This window comes from Craterilacuibacter sinensis, from assembly GCF_009831765.1.
Lineage (GTDB): Bacteria > Pseudomonadota > Gammaproteobacteria > Burkholderiales > Chromobacteriaceae > Craterilacuibacter > Craterilacuibacter sinensis.
Map to the genome: position 1 here is coordinate 174,267 of NZ_WSSB01000001.1, position 15,448 is coordinate 189,714.

Here is a 15,448-nt window from a genome sequence, read left to right on the forward strand (position 1 = left end):
CCGTCAGGTCATTCTGTGTGCGCCTGCCGGTGCACAAGTTTTCAAGACAGGCTGCGTGCAGCCTGCCTGCGGAGAGCAGCTATGAGTAGTGTGAAGCAAAATAAGCGGGTGCTGGGTGTCTGGATGTGCACGGCCCTGGTGCTGGGCAATATGATAGGTTCCGGCGTTTTCCTGCTGCCGGCTTCGCTCGCGCCTTATGGCGGCATTTCGCTGATAGGCTGGGCCATTACCTCGGCCGGTGCGATCTGTCTGGCTCTGGTTTTTGCCCGTCTGGCCGCCATCATTCCTAAAGAGGGTGGACCTTACGCTTATATCCATGAGGGCTTTGGTGATTTTGCCGGTTTCTGGATTGCATGGGGTTACTGGATTGCACTATGGGCGGGTAATGCAGCGCTGGCCGTTGCGGCGGCCAGTTATCTGCAGGTCTTTATTCCGGCGGTAGGCGGAAGTAATCTGTTTGCCGGTGCTGCCGCCATTTTGCTGGTGTGGATCGTGACGCTGATCAACCTGAACGGTGCCAAAAGCTCAGGGGTCGTGGCGGTGGTGACCACCATTATCAAGCTGGTGCCTTTGGCTGCGGTGACCATTTTCGGCTTCATCCATATGAATACCGACAACCTGGTGTTCAACCCGGAAAGCAAGCCGGTGATGAGCTCGGTGGCTGCCACCATGGCCCTGACCTTGTGGGCCTTTCTCGGTCTGGAGTCGGCCTCGGTGCCCGCCGGCAATGTGCAGAATCCGGAGAAAACCATTCCGCGCGCCACGGTGATCGGCACCTTGCTGGCCGCCGGCCTTTACATGCTGAGTACCATTGCCCTGATGGGGTTGATGCCGGCTCATGCGCTGGCCAGTTCGCCCGCACCATTTGCCGACGCCGCGCGCTTGTTGTGGGGTGACTGGGCCTATTATGCAGTCGGTGGCGGTGCGATTATCGCCTGCTTCGGTGCGCTTAACGGCTGGTGTCTGATGCAGGGACATATTCCGGCGGCGGCAGCCAAGGACCGACTCTTTCCCAAGGCCTTTTCGCGCCACAATGCCAAGGGCGTTCCAAGCTTCGGTCTGGTGCTGTCCAGCTCGCTGGTTACCGTGCTGCTGGCTTTGAAATATGCTGGTGGCGATGGTGGGGTCAAGATTTTTGAGTTCGTTATTTTGCTGGCCACCGCAACGACCTTGCTGCCGTATGCCTTCTGCGCCATGGCTTTGCTGGCGGTCATGTTGCAGCGTCGCAAGCAGTTTTCCGCCCGGGACTGGATTGCGCCGCTGGCCTTTTCGAGCGTCGGTTTCCTTTATTCGCTGTGGGCCATTTACGGCTCGGGTGCTGAAGTTGTGATGTGGGGCATCATCCTGTTGCTGCTCGGTTTGCCGGTGTATGTATGGCAAATCAAGGAACGTGCAGACGCTCAGTAAATTGTCCGATTTATGGCTAACGCTTTGCTATAACCAAGGCGGTAGCCGGGCAAGATGGGTCTTCCCGGTCTCCATTTTTTGTGATGGAAAAGGGAAGCGTCATGAGCAAATTTGGTGTTCACTCCGAGTGTGGCAAGCTGCACAGCGTGATGGTGTGCCGGCCTAATCTGGCACACAAGCGCCTGACTCCGGGCAATTGTCACGACTTGCTGTTTGATGATGTGATCTGGGTCGAGCGCGCCCAGCAGGATCATGATTACTTTACCGGTCAGATGCGCGCACGCGGTATCGAGGTGCTGGAAGCGCATGACATGCTTGCCGCGACCATGGACGACAAGCTGGCACGCGACTGGGTACTGGATCGCAAGATCCGCCCCAATACCGTCGGTGTCGGCATGCTGGCCGACCTCAGAAGCTGGCTAGATGAAATGCCGTCCAAGCAGCTGGCGGATCATCTGGTTGGTGGTATCGCCAAATTCGAGCTTCCTTTTGATGCCAAAGGCTTGTTCGGTGGCTATCTGGATCAGTCCGACTTCGTCACCATGCCCGTTCCCAATATGCTGTTCCAGCGCGACCCTTCGTGCTGGATCTATGGCGGGGTGACTTACAATCCGATGTACTGGCCGGCGCGGCGTCAGGAGACGCTGCTGATGGAGGCCATCTACAATTTCCATCCCCACTTTGCCGGCAAGGTGCACTCTTGGTGGGGCAATAGCGACGTCGATCATGGCCCGGCCACGCTGGAGGGCGGCGATGTCATGCCTATCGGCAATGGTGTGGTACTGATCGGTATGGGCGAGCGCACGACGCCGCAAGCGGTGGTGCAGGTGGCCAAAAATGCGATCGGTCATCCGGATGGCCCGACCAAAGTGATTGCCTGCCAGATGGGCAAGAGTCGCGGCGCCATGCACCTGGACACGGTATTCTCCTTCCTCGATTACGATTTCGTTTCCGTCTTCCCCGATGTCGTCAACGAAATCATCTGCACCAGTATCACTGCGGGTGACAAACCCGGCGAGCTCAAGTTTGAGCGCCATAGCCAGCCTTTCCTGGAAGTTGTTGCCCAGTCTTTGGGTTTGCCCAAGTTGCGCGTGCTGGAAACCGGTGGTGATGCCTTTCAGCGCGAGCGCGAGCAATGGGATGACGGTAATAACGTCGTTGCACTAGACCGCTCCGTGGTGGTGGCCTACGACCGTAATACCTATACCAATAAGCTGATGCGTGATGCTGGCGTCGAGGTGATCGAGATTCCTGCCTCCGAGTTGGGACGCGGTCGTGGCGGTGGCCATTGCATGACCTGCCCGCTGGTGCGCGACGCCATTACCCCTTGAGCGTCAGTCTTCCCATTTTCCGTTGTGTGTACCCTCTCCTGGCATGCTTATGAAGTGCCGGAGAGGGCGTGATAGCAGCCTTTATCCTCAGGAGCATCAAATGGCTTTCAACCTCAAAGGTCGTCATTTTCTGAAAGAGCTGGATTTCACCCCGCGTGAGATCAAGTACATGCTGGATCTGGCACGGGATCTCAAGCGGGCCAAATACGCCGGCAATGAAGAACAGCGCATGGTGGGCAAGAATATCGCGCTGATCTTCGAAAAAACCTCGACCCGCACCCGTTGCTCGTTTGAAGTCGCTGCCCATGATCAGGGCGCGCATGTGACCTATATCGACCCGTCCAGCTCGCAGTTGGGCCACAAGGAAAGCATTGCCGACACGGCGCGCGTGCTCAGCCGTTTTTACGATGGCATCGAGTTTCGCGGTTTTGCACAGGATGATGTGGAGGAGTTGGCCAAGTACTCCTGCGTGCCTGTGTTTAATGGTCTGACCGATGAATGGCATCCGACCCAGATGCTGTGCGATGTGATGACTATGACCGAAAACTGCGACAAGCCGATGTCGCAGATTGCCTACGCCTATGTCGGGGACGCGCACAATAATATGGGCCACTCGCTGATGGTGATCGGTTGCATGATGGGGATGGATGTGCGTATCGGCGGGCCGAAAGGGCTGGAGCCGGATGCCGAACTGGTCAAGCAGTGCCACGAAATCGCCAAGCAAACCGGCGCTCGCCTGACCGTGACCAACGATCCTAAAGTCGCGGTCAAGGGCGCCGACTTTATTCATACCGATGTCTGGGTATCGATGGGCGAGCCGATCGAGCGTTGGGGCGAGCGTATCGCGCTGCTCAAGCCATTCCGCGTCGATGCCGCGCTGATGGCTGCATCCGGTAATCCGAACATCAAGTTTATGCACTGCCTGCCGGCTTTCCATAACACCAAAACCAAGGTCGGCAAGCAGATTGCTGCGCAGTATCCGGAGTTTGCCGACGGTATCGAAGTGACCGACGAGGTGTTTGAAAGCCCGGTTTGTCTGGCATTCGAGCAGGCGGAAAACCGCATGCACACCATTAAAGCCATCATGGTTGCCACCATCGGTAGCTGATTTTTTTCAGACCCAAGCGGCCGGCACGACCTCAGGGCGGTCGGCCTTTGTTTTGCCTTGCTGCCGGCGCGTAGCCGGCTAGGAGAGGAAACATCATGCGTGTAGTAGTCGCTTTGGGCGGTAATGCCCTGCAACGTCGTGGCGAAGCCATGACCGCCGACAACCAGCGTGCCAACGTCAAGATCGCCGCCAAACAACTGGCTGCCGTCACCCGTTTGGGGCATAACCTGGTGATGTGTCATGGTAACGGCCCGCAAGTGGGCTTGCTTGGTTTGCAGAACGATGCGTATGCCCGTCTGGTTGACTCTACGGTGACCCCGTATCCGCTGGATGTGCTGGGGGCGCAAACCGAGGGCATGATCGGCTATATGATTGAGCAGGAGCTGGGCAACGAGTTGCCATTCGAAGTGCCGATTGCCACCATCCTGACCCAGACTGAAGTTGATCCGAAAGACCCGGCCTTTGCCAATCCGACCAAGTTTGTCGGCCCGGTGTACACCAAGGAAGAGGGCGACAAGCTGGCCGCAGACAGGGGCTGGACAGTGAAGGCCGATGGCGACTACTACCGTCGTGTCGTGCCCAGTCCCAAGCCCAAGCGCATTTTCGAGATGCGCCCCATACGCTGGCTGATCGAAAAAGGCGTGGTGGTGGTGGCCGCCGGTGGCGGCGGGATTCCGACCATGTATGACGAGACCGGAAAAACGCTGGTTGGGGTCGAAGCCGTAATCGACAAGGACCTGTCTTCGGCGCTGCTGGCGCGTGAAATCGATGCCGACTATTTCGTCATCGCGACCGATGTCGCCAGCGTGTTTGTCGGCTGGGGTACGCCGGACGCCAAAGCCATCAAGATGGCGCACCCGGATGAAATGGACAAACTGGGCTTTGCCGCCGGCTCCATGGGGCCAAAAGTGGAGGCTGCCTGCGAATTTGCCCGCCTGACCGGCAAGCGTGCTGTTATTGGCGCGCTGGAAGATATCGAAGAAATCGTCAAGGGCAACGCCGGCACCATCATTACCACCGAGGTGAACGGGATCGTCTGGTATTGATGCAGGGCAGGGAATCGGGAACGGGGCTGATGTCCAGCCCCTGCACCCGGTTCCCATTCCCGCCTTTACTTATCCCGCATCTCCCGCGATAATCCGCACATCATGCAGGAGAGAGCGGCTTTATGCCGCCGCCGAAGGCGCAAGCGCACCCGCAATCGCTCAGGCAAAAGGACTGCATCATACGGGCCGGTAAACGGATTGGCCCACCGACTCTGGAGAGCGATGCCCGATGCGGCATCCACCGAAGGGGCTAACGCAACGCGCTGATGGCGTGCTTGCGGAAAATCTCAGGTGACCGGACAGAGGGGTGTAGATAGCTGATATCTCCCCTATGTAAGGATCACCATGACGGCAGCCCAACGTACCCCCTTGTATCAAGCACACCTAGACGCCGGCGCCAAGATGGTCGATTTCGCCGGCTGGGATATGCCCATCCATTACGGCTCGCAACTGAAAGAGCATGAAGTCGTGCGCAGCGACGCCGGCATGTTTGATGTGTCGCATATGACCGTGATCGACATCAGCGGTGCCGATGCCAAGCGCTGGCTGCAGCAACTGATCGCCAACGATGTGGCCAAGCTCGGTTTTGTCGGCAAAGCACTGTATTCCGGCATGTTGAACGAGCAAGGCGGCGTGGTGGACGACCTGATCGTTTATCTGGCCGAGGACGGCTATCGCATGGTGGTCAATGCCGGCACCACCGCCAAGGATCTGGCGTGGATGGATGCACATCTTGACGGCTTTGATGTGACGCTGCGCCCGCGCCGCGATCTGGCCATGCTGGCGGTGCAAGGCCCGAACGCCATTGATAAGGTGTGTGCTGTCAAACCGGACTGGGCCGAGTCCATCCGTGCGCTGCAGGTATTCCAAGGGCTACCTTTTGGTGAATGGTTTGTCGCGCGTACCGGTTACACCGGTGAAGACGGTCTGGAAATCATGATCCCAGCTGGCGAAGCCGCCGAATTCTTCCGCGAACTGCAACAAGCCGGCGTGGCGCCGATAGGCCTGGGCGCGCGCGATACCCTGCGTCTGGAAGCCGGCATGAACCTCTACGGCCACGACATGGACGAGCAGGTTTCGCCGCTGGAGGCCGGCATGGGCTGGACGCTGGCGATGAAAGACAGCCGCGATTTTATCGGTCGTGCCGCGCTTCAGGCGCAAAAGGAGGCCGGTGTTGCCATGCGTCAGGTCGGCCTGGTGCTGGAAGGGCGCGGCGTACTGCGCGAAGGGCAGAAGGTCGTGGTCGAGGGGATGGGTGAAGGCATCATCACCAGCGGTACGTTCTCGCCGACCCTTAAACACTCCATCGCCATTGCCCGCGTGCCGGCAGCGACCGGCGAGCATGCCCAGGTCGACCTGCGCGGCACCTTAACGACGGTGCGCGTGGTCAAGATGCCGTTTGTACGCAACGGCAAGAAGGTATTCGAATAAGCGGAACCCGGGAACCGGGGGCCGCCGCTTGCGGTGCGTCACGGCTCCCGGATTCCGGATCCCAAGTCAAAGCATCTATAGGAGAAACCCGCATGAGCCATATCCCGACCGAACTGAAATACGTCTCCAGCCATGAATGGCTGCGCCTGGAAGCCGATGGCTCCGTCACCGTCGGTATCACCGAACACGCACAGGAGTTGCTGGGTGATGTGGTGTTTGTCGAGCTGCCTAAAGCCGGTGCCGTGCTGGCTGCGGACGAGCAGGCCGGTGTCGTCGAATCGGTGAAAGCCGCGTCCGATGTATACAGCCCGATTGCCGGTGAAGTGCTGGAAGTCAATGCAGAGCTGGAAGGCGCACCTGAGCTGGCCAATTCCGCCCCTTATGCCGAGGGCTGGTTCTTCCGTATCCGTCCGGCCAATGTGGCCGATCTTGACGCACTGATGAGTGCCGACGCTTACGCCGCCGAAATCGGCGCCTGATTTAATCCCGCCCCTGCCGCCTGACCGGTCAGGGGTTTTTTTTGCCGTGTCAAACCCATCTCCGGCCAAAAAAGGAAGCGATATGTCGCTAGAACAACTGTTCAACCATCAGGAATTCATCGGCCGCCATATTGGCCCGAACGATGCCGAGCGCGCCGCCATGTGTGCGACGCTGGGCGTGGCTAGCCTTGACGAACTGGTCGGACAAACCGTCCCCGCCGCCATCCGTTTCGGGCGCAAGCTTGATCTGCCGGATGCGGTGACCGAAGCCGAGGCGTTGGCCAAACTCAAAGCGATCGCCGACAAGAACATTATCAATAAATCGTTTATTGGCCTGGGTTACCACCCGACCCGCCTGCCGAACGTGATCCTGCGCAATGTGCTGGAAAACCCCGGCTGGTATACCGCCTATACCCCGTATCAGGCCGAGATTGCGCAAGGCCGTCTGGAAGCGCTGCTTAACTACCAGCAGATGGTGATCGACCTGACCGGTCTGGAGATGGCCAACGCCTCCATGCTGGACGAAGCCACTGCCGCCGCCGAGGCGATGACGCTGGCGCGCCGGGTGTCCAAATCCAAATCCGAAGCCTTCTTTATCGACAGCCGCGTGCTGCCGCAGACGCTGGATGTGATCCGCACCCGCGCCAAGTATTTTGGTTTTGAGCTGGTGCTGGGGCATCCGGAAGAGGCCGGCAATGCCGACTACTTCGGTGCCTTGTTCCAGTTGCCCGGCGCCGGCGGTGATCTGCTGGACCTGAGCGCGCCGATTGCCGCTGCCAAGGCGCGCGGTGCAGTGGCGATTGTCGCCGCCGACATCATGGCCATGGTGCTGATCAAGTCGCCGGCTGAAATGGGCGCCGATGTGGCGGTGGGCAATACCCAGCGCTTCGGTGTACCGATGGGCTTTGGTGGCCCGCATGCTGCCTATTTCGCCTTCCGCGAAGACATGAAACGTGCAGCGCCGGGGCGCATCATCGGTGTGTCGGTGGATGCCAAGGGCAAGACCGCGCTACGTATGGCGCTGCAAACGCGCGAGCAACATATCCGCCGCGAAAAGGCCAACTCCAATATCTGCACTTCGCAAGTATTGCTGGCCAACCTGGCCGGCATGTATGCCGTGTACCACGGCCCGGAGGGGGTGCGCCGCATCGCCACCCGCATCCACCGTCTGGCCGCGATTTTCGGTCACGCCATTCAGGCCGCTGGCGGCAAGCTGGTGTATGACCGCTTCTACGACACGGTCGAGGTCAACCTGGGTGACAAGGCGGCCGGCGTATACGCTGCCGCGCTCGCTGCCGGTTACAACCTGCGCCGCGTCGGCGACAGCGTGCTGGCGGTGGCCTTCCATGAGCAGGCAAGTCATGAGGATCTGGCCTTCCTGATCACGCTCTTTACCGGCCAGGTGGCCGATGTCGCCGCACTGGATGCTGCCGCTGCGGATGCGATTCCGGCTGCGCTCAAGCGCGAGTCGGCCATCCTGACCCATCCGGTGTTCAATCAGTACCACACCGAACACGGCATGCTGCGCTACCTCAAGCGGCTGGAAAACCGCGACCTCGCGCTGAATCACTCCATGATCAGCCTGGGCTCGTGCACCATGAAGCTGAACGCCGTGGCCGAGATGCTGCCAGTGACCTGGCCTGCTTTTGCCGAGCTGCATCCGTTCTGCCCGGCCGATCAGGCGGTTGGCTATCACGAAATGATTGCCGGCTTGCAGGCACAGCTGATGGCGATTACCGGTTTTGACGCCATCTCGATGCAGCCTAACTCCGGCGCCTCGGGCGAATACGCCGGCTTGCTCGCTATCTTGCGCTACCACGAAAGCCGTGGTGATGTTGCGCGCACCGTGTGCCTGATTCCGCAATCGGCACACGGCACCAACCCCGCTACCGCGCAGATGCTGGGCATGCAGGTGGTGGTGGTGAAGTGCGACGAATTGGGCAATGTGGATCTCACCGATCTCAAGGCCAAGGCCGAGCTGCACGCCGATCGCCTGGGTGCGCTGATGATTACCTACCCGTCTACCCACGGCGTGTTCGAGGAAAGCATCCGCGATATCTGTGCATTGGTGCATGGTTACGGGGCGCAGGTGTATATGGATGGCGCCAATATGAATGCGCAGGTGGGTCTGACCCGTCCGGCCGACATCGGTGCCGATGTGCTGCATATGAATCTGCACAAGACCTTCTGCATTCCGCATGGCGGCGGCGGTCCGGGCATGGGCCCGATCGGTATGAAGTCGCATCTGGCGCCATTCATGGCCAACCATGTGGTGAGCGAAGTGCCGGGGGCGCAGGCAGGCCAAGGGGCGGTGTCGGCCGCGCCATTCGGCTCGGCTTCCATTCTGCCTATCTCGTGGATGTATATCACCATGATGGGTGCCGAGGGCATGAAACTGGCGACCGAGCATGCACTTTTGAATGCCAACTACGTTGCCGCAAGGCTCGCGCCGCACTATCCGGTGCTGTATAGCGGCAAGCAAGGGCGGGTGGCGCACGAGTGCATCATCGACTTGCGTCCGCTCAAGGCGGCCTCCGGCATCACCGAAGTCGATATCGCCAAGCGCCTGATGGACTACGGCTTCCACGCACCGACCATGAGCTTCCCGGTCGCCGGTACGCTGATGATCGAACCGACCGAGAGCGAGAGTCAGGTCGAGCTTGACCGTTTTATCGCCGCGATGCTGGCGATACGGGCAGAAGTGCAGGCAGTCGAGGACGGCGTCTGGCCGGCGGACAATAATCCCCTGGTCAATGCGCCGCACGGCAAGGCCGATATCGCTGCCGACTGGAACCGGCCATACAGCCGCGAGCAGGGTTTGTTCCCGCTGCCTTATGTACTGGACAACAAGTTCTGGCCGGCGGTGAACCGCATCGACGACGTGTACGGGGACCGTAATCTGGTGTGCAGCTGCCCGGCAACCGCGGATTATTTGTAAGCTGTCTTTCTGGGGTGATGCATCCAGCCCTCGCTTGTCACCTGTGCAAGTGGTGAGGATGTGATGTGCTGCTACAGTAAAAGAAAGCGCCCGCGAGCTAAAGCTTGCGGGCTTTTTTATTGAGGCGTAAGCTGCTGTCGGATAAATGCGACATAACAAAGAGGCTGGCAAATATTAGATAGGGTGTTTCCCCTATTGTACTGACTGGATTGTTCAGTATCTGTTGCATGATTATTTTTATAGGCATTTGAATTTTAATGATTATTTCTGCTTGCAGGGTATGGGTGGCCTCGTGCTATTCATGCTGGACAAGCAGGATGCGAGCGAGTGCATCACACATCAAGTTACCCGTTTGGTATTTTGCTGTTATGATCCGCGACATCAGGCCTGCATACGTTAAAGCGAGATAAAAAATGAGTCCGACACGCAGAACCCAACAAAGCCGCCGCGAAGGCACTATAGGTAAACTGGTGGCCTCCGCCATCGATTGCATCAACGAGCTGGGCTATCAGGGCGCCAGCGTGCAGATCATCTGTCAGCGTGCCGAGCTGTCGCAGGGTGCGCTGTTCCGCCACTTCGCCACCAAGAACGAGCTGATGCAGCTGGTATACAACAGCACCATTGATCTCTTGTTCGACCGTGCCGCCGCTGACCTGGTCGCCTTGCCGGCGGATGCGTCGGATGAGGACAAGATGGTGTGCCTGATGCGTTCGCTGGTGGCCGATGTACACTATGTGGTGCTGATGGAGCTGATGATGGCTGCGCGTACCCAGCCCGAGCTGTCCGGCCTGATTGCGCGCGATGGCCTGCGCCAGCGCGACCGCTTTATCGCCTTGCTGGGCACCTATTTCCCGCGTTATGCCGGCAATAGCGAATTCGTCGCCATGGCGCTGACCATGATGACTACCTATCACGGCATGTCGCTGTACCGTACCATGAGCCGCGAAGTCGAGCCGTCGCCGCTACGCGAGCAGTGGTTGCAGAACATCCTGCGTCAGGAGCTGGCACGTCTGGCCAAGAAAGGTGCCGATACCGTCAACCCGGTATACGACCTGGCCAGCTTGCCGCAGGCGTGAGAAGGGGTAGGATGGGTGAAGCGCAGCGCAACCCATCTTGAGCGAGTAGGGAGTAAAAAACCGCCGGCGTGAGCTTGGCGGTTTTTGTTTGCCTGTCGATATCCAGGCGTAAAAAAACCGGCGCGAGGCGCCGGTTTTTTGCGTTGTAAGCCGAAGCTTAGAACTTGTGGATCAGGTTCACGCCGAAGGCTTTAACATCAGCAGCTTCGCCGCTGTAGTTGATCTTGCCGTAGGAAACACCTGCCAGCGTGCGCTTGGACAGGGAGTAGTCAGCACCAACGATGAACTGGTCGTAAGCGGTGTCTACAGCTTTAACGCCGTCAACCTTAACGTCCCAGCCGTGAGCGTAGGAGAATTTAGGGGTGATCGCGCCGTAGGTGTAAGCTACGGTCATGGCAGCGTCACGAGCCTTCATTTCTTGGCCGTCAACTACGGTGCCTGCAGCAAATTCGTTGCCGAATGCGCTAAAGAATTTGCCTTTTTTATCCGCTTCAACTGCGCCAGTAGTCTGGGCGTAACCAGCACCGAAGAACCAGTTGTTCCAGTCGTAGCTCAGTTCAACACGATGCTGCTTGGTGTCTTCTTTCTTGGCTGCGGTAGCGTAGGCATCTTTCTCAACCTGGTACATGTACTGCGCGGTCAGACCGGCGATTTCGTACTGCAGGCCCAGCGAGTTGATGCGGGCATTCTTGGTGTAGGTCTCTACACTTGGTGCGTCAGCAAGAATTTCGTTCTTGTTTTCGTCAACACCGTGTACGTATACAGCCTTGAAGCCTGCGTATTCCGGGCTTTCCAGACGGATGGAGTCCTTCAGACGTGCATCAGCACGGGTGAAGATGGACAGGCCCAGTGCGTCGGAGCCGTTTTCCCAGGCATTGATCACGCCCATGTCGGAGTTGGCGAAGTTGGAGTTGTAACCCAGCTTCACAGTACCGAATTCGCTAGACAGACCAGCGAAAGAGTCGCGGCTTGCCCAGCTCTTGCCACCGTTCTTGCCATCATCGATAGCCAGAGCGGTTTCAACCTGCCAGATAGCCTTCAGGCCGTTACCCAGATCTTCGCTGCCCTTGAAGCCGATGCGGGAGCCCAGATCGTCAACGTTGGTAGCAGAAGCTTCTTTGCCAACCTTAACGTTTTCAACGCCGGCCTTCATGATGCCGTAAACGGTTACATCAGCCATTGCAGCAGCTGGCAGAGCGGAAACCAGAGCAGCGATCAGTACTTTTTTCATGTTTAAACTTCCTTGTGCGTAGAAGAAATTTGCGAGCAAATGCTAACGTCCATGCAGGGTGATGTGCAACATTTAGAATGCAAACTGTTGCTTTTTTGTAACACTTTGCAAGCATTAACTTGCTCTTGATGTGGGTGTGTTTGATTTGGTTTTCGGGTAAGTTGTTGATTTGATTATTAAAAAATACTGATATTAAGGCGTGGCTATTTGTTTGCCTGTTTGTGCTGTTTTTGTGGTTATTTTGGCTTTTTCTGTCTTTATGTTTTTTTTTGTGGCGCTTTATGCCGGGTTTTGATCTTTTTTGAGAGCCTGGCGGAATGGGGTGGGCACAAAAAAAGCCCATCCGCAGAGGATGGGCGCAATACCTAATCTCGAAACAACAGAAAGACTCATGAGCAAGCATATCTGTCGAAGACAATTCTAGTTGCGAGTGAAGACTATGTAAATAAAATAATTCCCGGCCTTACCTTGCCTTGATCGGAATCAGTCGCTGTCTGTATTTTTGGGGTCGGGCGCAGGATGGGGGAAGCGAAGCGCAACCCATGGCGGGGCGGGGGTGCTGGATGGTGGTTGCGCGGGATGGGTTACGGCCTTCGGCCTGCACCCATCCCGCGGTTGTTTTACGCCTGCAGCGCCTGTTCGATGTCAGCCAGGATGTCGTCGCAGTGCTCGATGCCGATGGACAGACGCACCATTTCTGGACGTACGCCGGCCTTGAGCTGCTCTGCGGGCGAGAGCTGGCGGTGGGTGGTGCTGGCCGGGTGGCAGGCCAGGCTCTTGGCGTCGCCGATATTGACGAGACGGGTGATCAGCTGCAGCGCGTCGATAAAGCGTGCGCCGGCTTCGATGCCGCCTTTGACCCCGAACGACAAAATTCCCGAGGCGCGGCCGCCCATGTATTTGTCGACCAGCGCCTTGGACGGGTTGCCTTCCAGTGCCGCGTACTCGACCCACTCGACCTTGGGATGGCTGGCCAGATGCTGTGCCACCTTCAGCGTGTTGTCGCAGATGCGGTCCATGCGCAGTGCCAGTGTTTCGATGCCGAGCAGGATTTCGCGCGCGTTAAACGGCGAGATGGCCGCGCCCATATTGCGAAGCGGCACCACGCGGGCGCGGGCGATATAGGCGGCAGCCCCCAGCGCCTCGACATAGTTGACGCCGTGGTAGCTGACATCCGGCGTATTCAGGCGCACAAAGCGCTGGGCGTGTGCGCCCCACGGGAACTTGCCGGAGTCGACGATGATGCCGCCGATGCTGGTGCCGTGGCCGCCCAGATATTTGGTGAGCGAGTGAACGACGATGTCGGCACCGTGCTCGAACGGGCGGCACAGATAAGGAGAAGGCACGGTGTTGTCGACGATCAGCGGCAGGCCGTGCTTGTGCGCTTCGGCGGCAAAGGCGGCGAAGTCGACCACATTGCCCAGCGGGTTGCCGATCGATTCACAGAATACCGCCTTGGTGCGCTCGTCCACATACTGGGCGATGGCGGCCGGGTCGCGGTGATCGACGAAATGCACCTTGATGCCCAGTTGCGGGAAGGTGTGGGCGAACAGATTGTAGGTGCCGCCATACAGCGTGCTGGTGGCGATGATATTGTCGCCGGCTTCGGCAATGGTCTGGATGGCGTAGCTGATCGCCGCCATGCCGGAGGCCACCGCCAGCGCGCCAATGCCGCCTTCCAGCGCGGCGACGCGCTTTTCCAGCACGTCGGTGGTCGGGTTCATGATGCGGGTGTAGATATTGCCCGACACTTTAAGGTCGAACAGGTCGGCGGCGTGCTGGGTGCTGTCAAAGGCGTAGCTGGCCGTCTGGTAGAGCGGCACGGCTACCGCATGGGTGGTTGGCTCCGGGCTGTAGCCGGCGTGGACGGCGAGGGTTTCTATCTTCATGGTTTCTCCTTGGGGAGGGTTAATGGCGGGCGATGGCGTTTAGCAGCCACAGGCTGAGGCCGGCGGCGGCCAGATGCAGCCAGGCCAGACGGCGAAAGTGGCGGGCGGCGTGAGCGGGTGCGCGGTGGCTGATGATGAAATGGCGTCCGTCGCTGGGTGCCGTCAGATGGTGGGTGAGCGGCGCGGCGGCCAGCTCGGCATGTTCGCGGCTGACTTCGGCATGAATGGCGCGCCGTGCCGCTTCCCATTCTTCCATATCGATCTGGCCATCGCGGTTACGGTCAAAGCGTGCCAGAAGCTGTGCCTGATCCTGCTTGAGGTGTTCCAGTTCAAGTTTCACGTCTTCGCGTTGTTGCGCCTCACTCTGCGTGCCGCCGATAGCGGACAGCGTGCCCAATACATAGAGCGGGTCGTGTTCGGCTATCCATTCTTCGGTGATGCGCCAGCCATCATCCAGCGTGATGCGGTGGTGGGCGCTCTGGATGGTGGCGCCTTCGGGGTGGATGATGACTTCGCCGCCACTTTTGTCGCGCAAACGCCAGCTGGCTTCGCTTTGTGCCGATTCGCTGCTTTTACCCAGTACGCTTTGTCCTTGCCACTGCTTGTGCCAGCGATACCAGACGCAGGGGCGGCCGGACAGTGGAGAAAACAGCGGCGCCTGTTCATGATTCAGGGCATAGCCGTAAAGCTCGGTGTAACCGAGAGCCGCGCTGCGGGCGCGGGCGGTGGGGGTGTCGGCGATGGCGCGGTAGCGGCGGTAGTTGATGTGCCATAAGGCCAGGGCGTAGACAAGAACAAGCGCGGATGCGGGCAGAAAAAGTGGCAAAAAGCGCAGCTGCCAGGCGCACCACAGCAAGGCCGGGTAAGCCAGCAGCGCGCTCAGGCGCTGCGAGGCGCCGGGCTTTGCGCCGGGTAACAGTTCAGCGGTCAAATAGTGCGGCAATGTCCACATCGGCCTTGTCCTGGCTGCTGAAACGCAAGGGGCTGGCCTTGGCAAAGCCCATGGTTTGGGCGATCAGTACATCGGGGAATTGCTCGATGCGGATATTGTTGATATTGACCGCTTCGTTGTAGAGTTCGCGCCGGTCGGCGATGGCGTTTTCCAGTGTGCTGATGCGCTCGCTTAGCAGAGCAAACTGCTGGTCGGCCTTGAGTTCGGGGTAGGCTTCGGCCACGGCGTAGATCTGGCCGAGAAGGCCGCGCAGGCTGCCTTCCAGCTCGCCAATGCGGGCGATGTCGCCGCCGCGTGTGGCCGTACGGATGGCGGCGCGCGCTTCCATGACGCGGGTCAGCGTCGCCTGCTCGAACTGGGCGTATTGCTGGCACACCGCCACCAGCTTGGGCAGTTCGTCGTGGCGCTGCTTGAGCAAGACATCGATATTGGCCCAGCTGCGGCTGACTTCATGCTTGATGCGCACCAGCGCGTTATACAGGCTGACGGCGTACAGCAGCAGGGCGGCGAACACCGCCAGCAAAATCCATAGATACATGATCGCGCTCCTTGAACCAGTA

At 58.9% G+C, this 15,448-nt stretch carries 12 protein-coding genes and 2 riboswitches; of the genes, 8 read left to right on the forward strand and 4 right to left on the reverse strand.

The features are described from left to right. Positions 1 to 81: 81 nt before the first annotated feature. From GQF02_RS00895 to GQF02_RS00930, 8 genes are all read left to right on the forward strand, one after another. Complete coding sequence (locus GQF02_RS00895) at positions 82 to 1,407, forward strand: amino acid permease (RefSeq protein WP_124734801.1); 1,326 nt, start codon at positions 82 to 84, stop codon at positions 1,405 to 1,407. Between the two features lie 101 nt (positions 1,408 to 1,508). Then, the gene (locus GQF02_RS00900) at positions 1,509 to 2,738 is read left to right on the forward strand and encodes an arginine deiminase (RefSeq protein WP_160794222.1); all 1,230 of its coding nucleotides are present in this window, start codon (positions 1,509 to 1,511) and stop codon (positions 2,736 to 2,738) included. A 100-nt stretch (positions 2,739 to 2,838) separates the two neighbouring features. Next, positions 2,839 to 3,846 (forward strand): ornithine carbamoyltransferase, encoded by a 1,008-nt coding sequence (locus GQF02_RS00905; protein WP_124734803.1) that lies wholly within the window; start codon positions 2,839 to 2,841, stop codon positions 3,844 to 3,846. A 95-nt stretch (positions 3,847 to 3,941) separates the two neighbouring features. Then, a complete protein-coding gene (arcC, locus tag GQF02_RS00910; RefSeq protein WP_160794224.1) occupies positions 3,942 to 4,892 on the forward strand; it encodes a carbamate kinase in 951 nt (316 codons plus the stop codon). Between the two features lie 95 nt (positions 4,893 to 4,987). Then, a riboswitch (glycine riboswitch) is annotated at positions 4,988 to 5,077 on the forward strand. A gap of 17 nt (positions 5,078 to 5,094) precedes the next feature. Continuing rightward, a riboswitch (glycine riboswitch) is annotated at positions 5,095 to 5,205 on the forward strand. Between the two features lie 32 nt (positions 5,206 to 5,237). Continuing rightward, positions 5,238 to 6,323, forward strand: a complete 1,086-nt coding sequence (gene gcvT / locus GQF02_RS00915; protein ID WP_160794226.1) for a glycine cleavage system aminomethyltransferase GcvT — start codon at positions 5,238 to 5,240, stop codon at positions 6,321 to 6,323. A gap of 92 nt (positions 6,324 to 6,415) precedes the next feature. Further along, positions 6,416 to 6,802: a glycine cleavage system protein GcvH gene (gene gcvH / locus GQF02_RS00920; RefSeq protein WP_124734806.1), complete on the forward strand. Its 387-nt coding sequence runs from the start codon at positions 6,416 to 6,418 to the stop codon at positions 6,800 to 6,802. Between the two features lie 82 nt (positions 6,803 to 6,884). Next, on the forward strand, positions 6,885 to 9,740 hold the full coding sequence (gcvP, locus tag GQF02_RS00925; protein ID WP_160794228.1) for an aminomethyl-transferring glycine dehydrogenase: 2,856 nt from the start codon (positions 6,885 to 6,887) through the stop codon (positions 9,738 to 9,740). Positions 9,741 to 10,153: 413 nt separating this feature from the next. Next, positions 10,154 to 10,816, forward strand: a complete 663-nt coding sequence (locus tag GQF02_RS00930) for a TetR/AcrR family transcriptional regulator (protein WP_160794230.1) — start codon at positions 10,154 to 10,156, stop codon at positions 10,814 to 10,816. A gap of 157 nt (positions 10,817 to 10,973) precedes the next feature. Here GQF02_RS00930 and GQF02_RS00935 read toward each other — a convergent pair whose 3' ends face one another. From GQF02_RS00935 to GQF02_RS00950, 4 genes are all read right to left on the reverse strand, one after another. Next, positions 10,974 to 12,047, reverse strand: a complete 1,074-nt coding sequence (locus GQF02_RS00935; RefSeq protein WP_160794232.1) for a porin — start codon at positions 12,045 to 12,047, stop codon at positions 10,974 to 10,976. Between the two features lie 620 nt (positions 12,048 to 12,667). Continuing rightward, a complete protein-coding gene (locus GQF02_RS00940) occupies positions 12,668 to 13,936 on the reverse strand; it encodes an O-acetylhomoserine aminocarboxypropyltransferase/cysteine synthase family protein (protein WP_160794234.1) in 1,269 nt (422 codons plus the stop codon). Positions 13,937 to 13,955: 19 nt separating this feature from the next. Further along, on the reverse strand, positions 13,956 to 14,888 hold the full coding sequence (locus GQF02_RS00945; RefSeq protein WP_160794236.1) for an LSm family protein: 933 nt from the start codon (positions 14,886 to 14,888) through the stop codon (positions 13,956 to 13,958). Continuing rightward, positions 14,857 to 15,426, reverse strand: coding sequence for a LemA family protein (locus GQF02_RS00950; RefSeq protein ID WP_160794238.1), 570 nt, complete (start codon positions 15,424 to 15,426; stop codon positions 14,857 to 14,859). The genes GQF02_RS00945 and GQF02_RS00950 overlap by 32 nt, the downstream gene beginning before the upstream one ends. Positions 15,427 to 15,448 lie beyond the last annotated feature (22 nt).

What these genes read in the sequence shown, in the direction of transcription:
- GQF02_RS00900 (WP_160794222.1), top strand. Translation starts at nt 1,509, where the DNA reads ATGAGCAAATTTGGTGTTCACTCCGAGTGTGGCAAGCTGCACAGCGTG.
- GQF02_RS00895 (WP_124734801.1), top strand. Translation starts at nt 82, where the DNA reads ATGAGTAGTGTGAAGCAAAATAAGCGGGTGCTGGGTGTCTGGATGTGC.
- GQF02_RS00950 (WP_160794238.1), bottom strand. Translation starts at nt 15,426, where the DNA reads ATGTATCTATGGATTTTGCTGGCGGTGTTCGCCGCCCTGCTGCTGTAC.
- GQF02_RS00930 (WP_160794230.1), top strand. Translation starts at nt 10,154, where the DNA reads ATGAGTCCGACACGCAGAACCCAACAAAGCCGCCGCGAAGGCACTATA.
- gcvT (WP_160794226.1), top strand. Translation starts at nt 5,238, where the DNA reads ATGACGGCAGCCCAACGTACCCCCTTGTATCAAGCACACCTAGACGCC.
- gcvP (WP_160794228.1), top strand. Translation starts at nt 6,885, where the DNA reads ATGTCGCTAGAACAACTGTTCAACCATCAGGAATTCATCGGCCGCCAT.
- GQF02_RS00940 (WP_160794234.1), bottom strand. Translation starts at nt 13,936, where the DNA reads ATGAAGATAGAAACCCTCGCCGTCCACGCCGGCTACAGCCCGGAGCCA.
- GQF02_RS00945 (WP_160794236.1), bottom strand. Translation starts at nt 14,888, where the DNA reads ATGTGGACATTGCCGCACTATTTGACCGCTGAACTGTTACCCGGCGCA.
- GQF02_RS00905 (WP_124734803.1), top strand. Translation starts at nt 2,839, where the DNA reads ATGGCTTTCAACCTCAAAGGTCGTCATTTTCTGAAAGAGCTGGATTTC.
- arcC (WP_160794224.1), top strand. Translation starts at nt 3,942, where the DNA reads ATGCGTGTAGTAGTCGCTTTGGGCGGTAATGCCCTGCAACGTCGTGGC.
- GQF02_RS00935 (WP_160794232.1), bottom strand. Translation starts at nt 12,047, where the DNA reads ATGAAAAAAGTACTGATCGCTGCTCTGGTTTCCGCTCTGCCAGCTGCT.
- gcvH (WP_124734806.1), top strand. Translation starts at nt 6,416, where the DNA reads ATGAGCCATATCCCGACCGAACTGAAATACGTCTCCAGCCATGAATGG.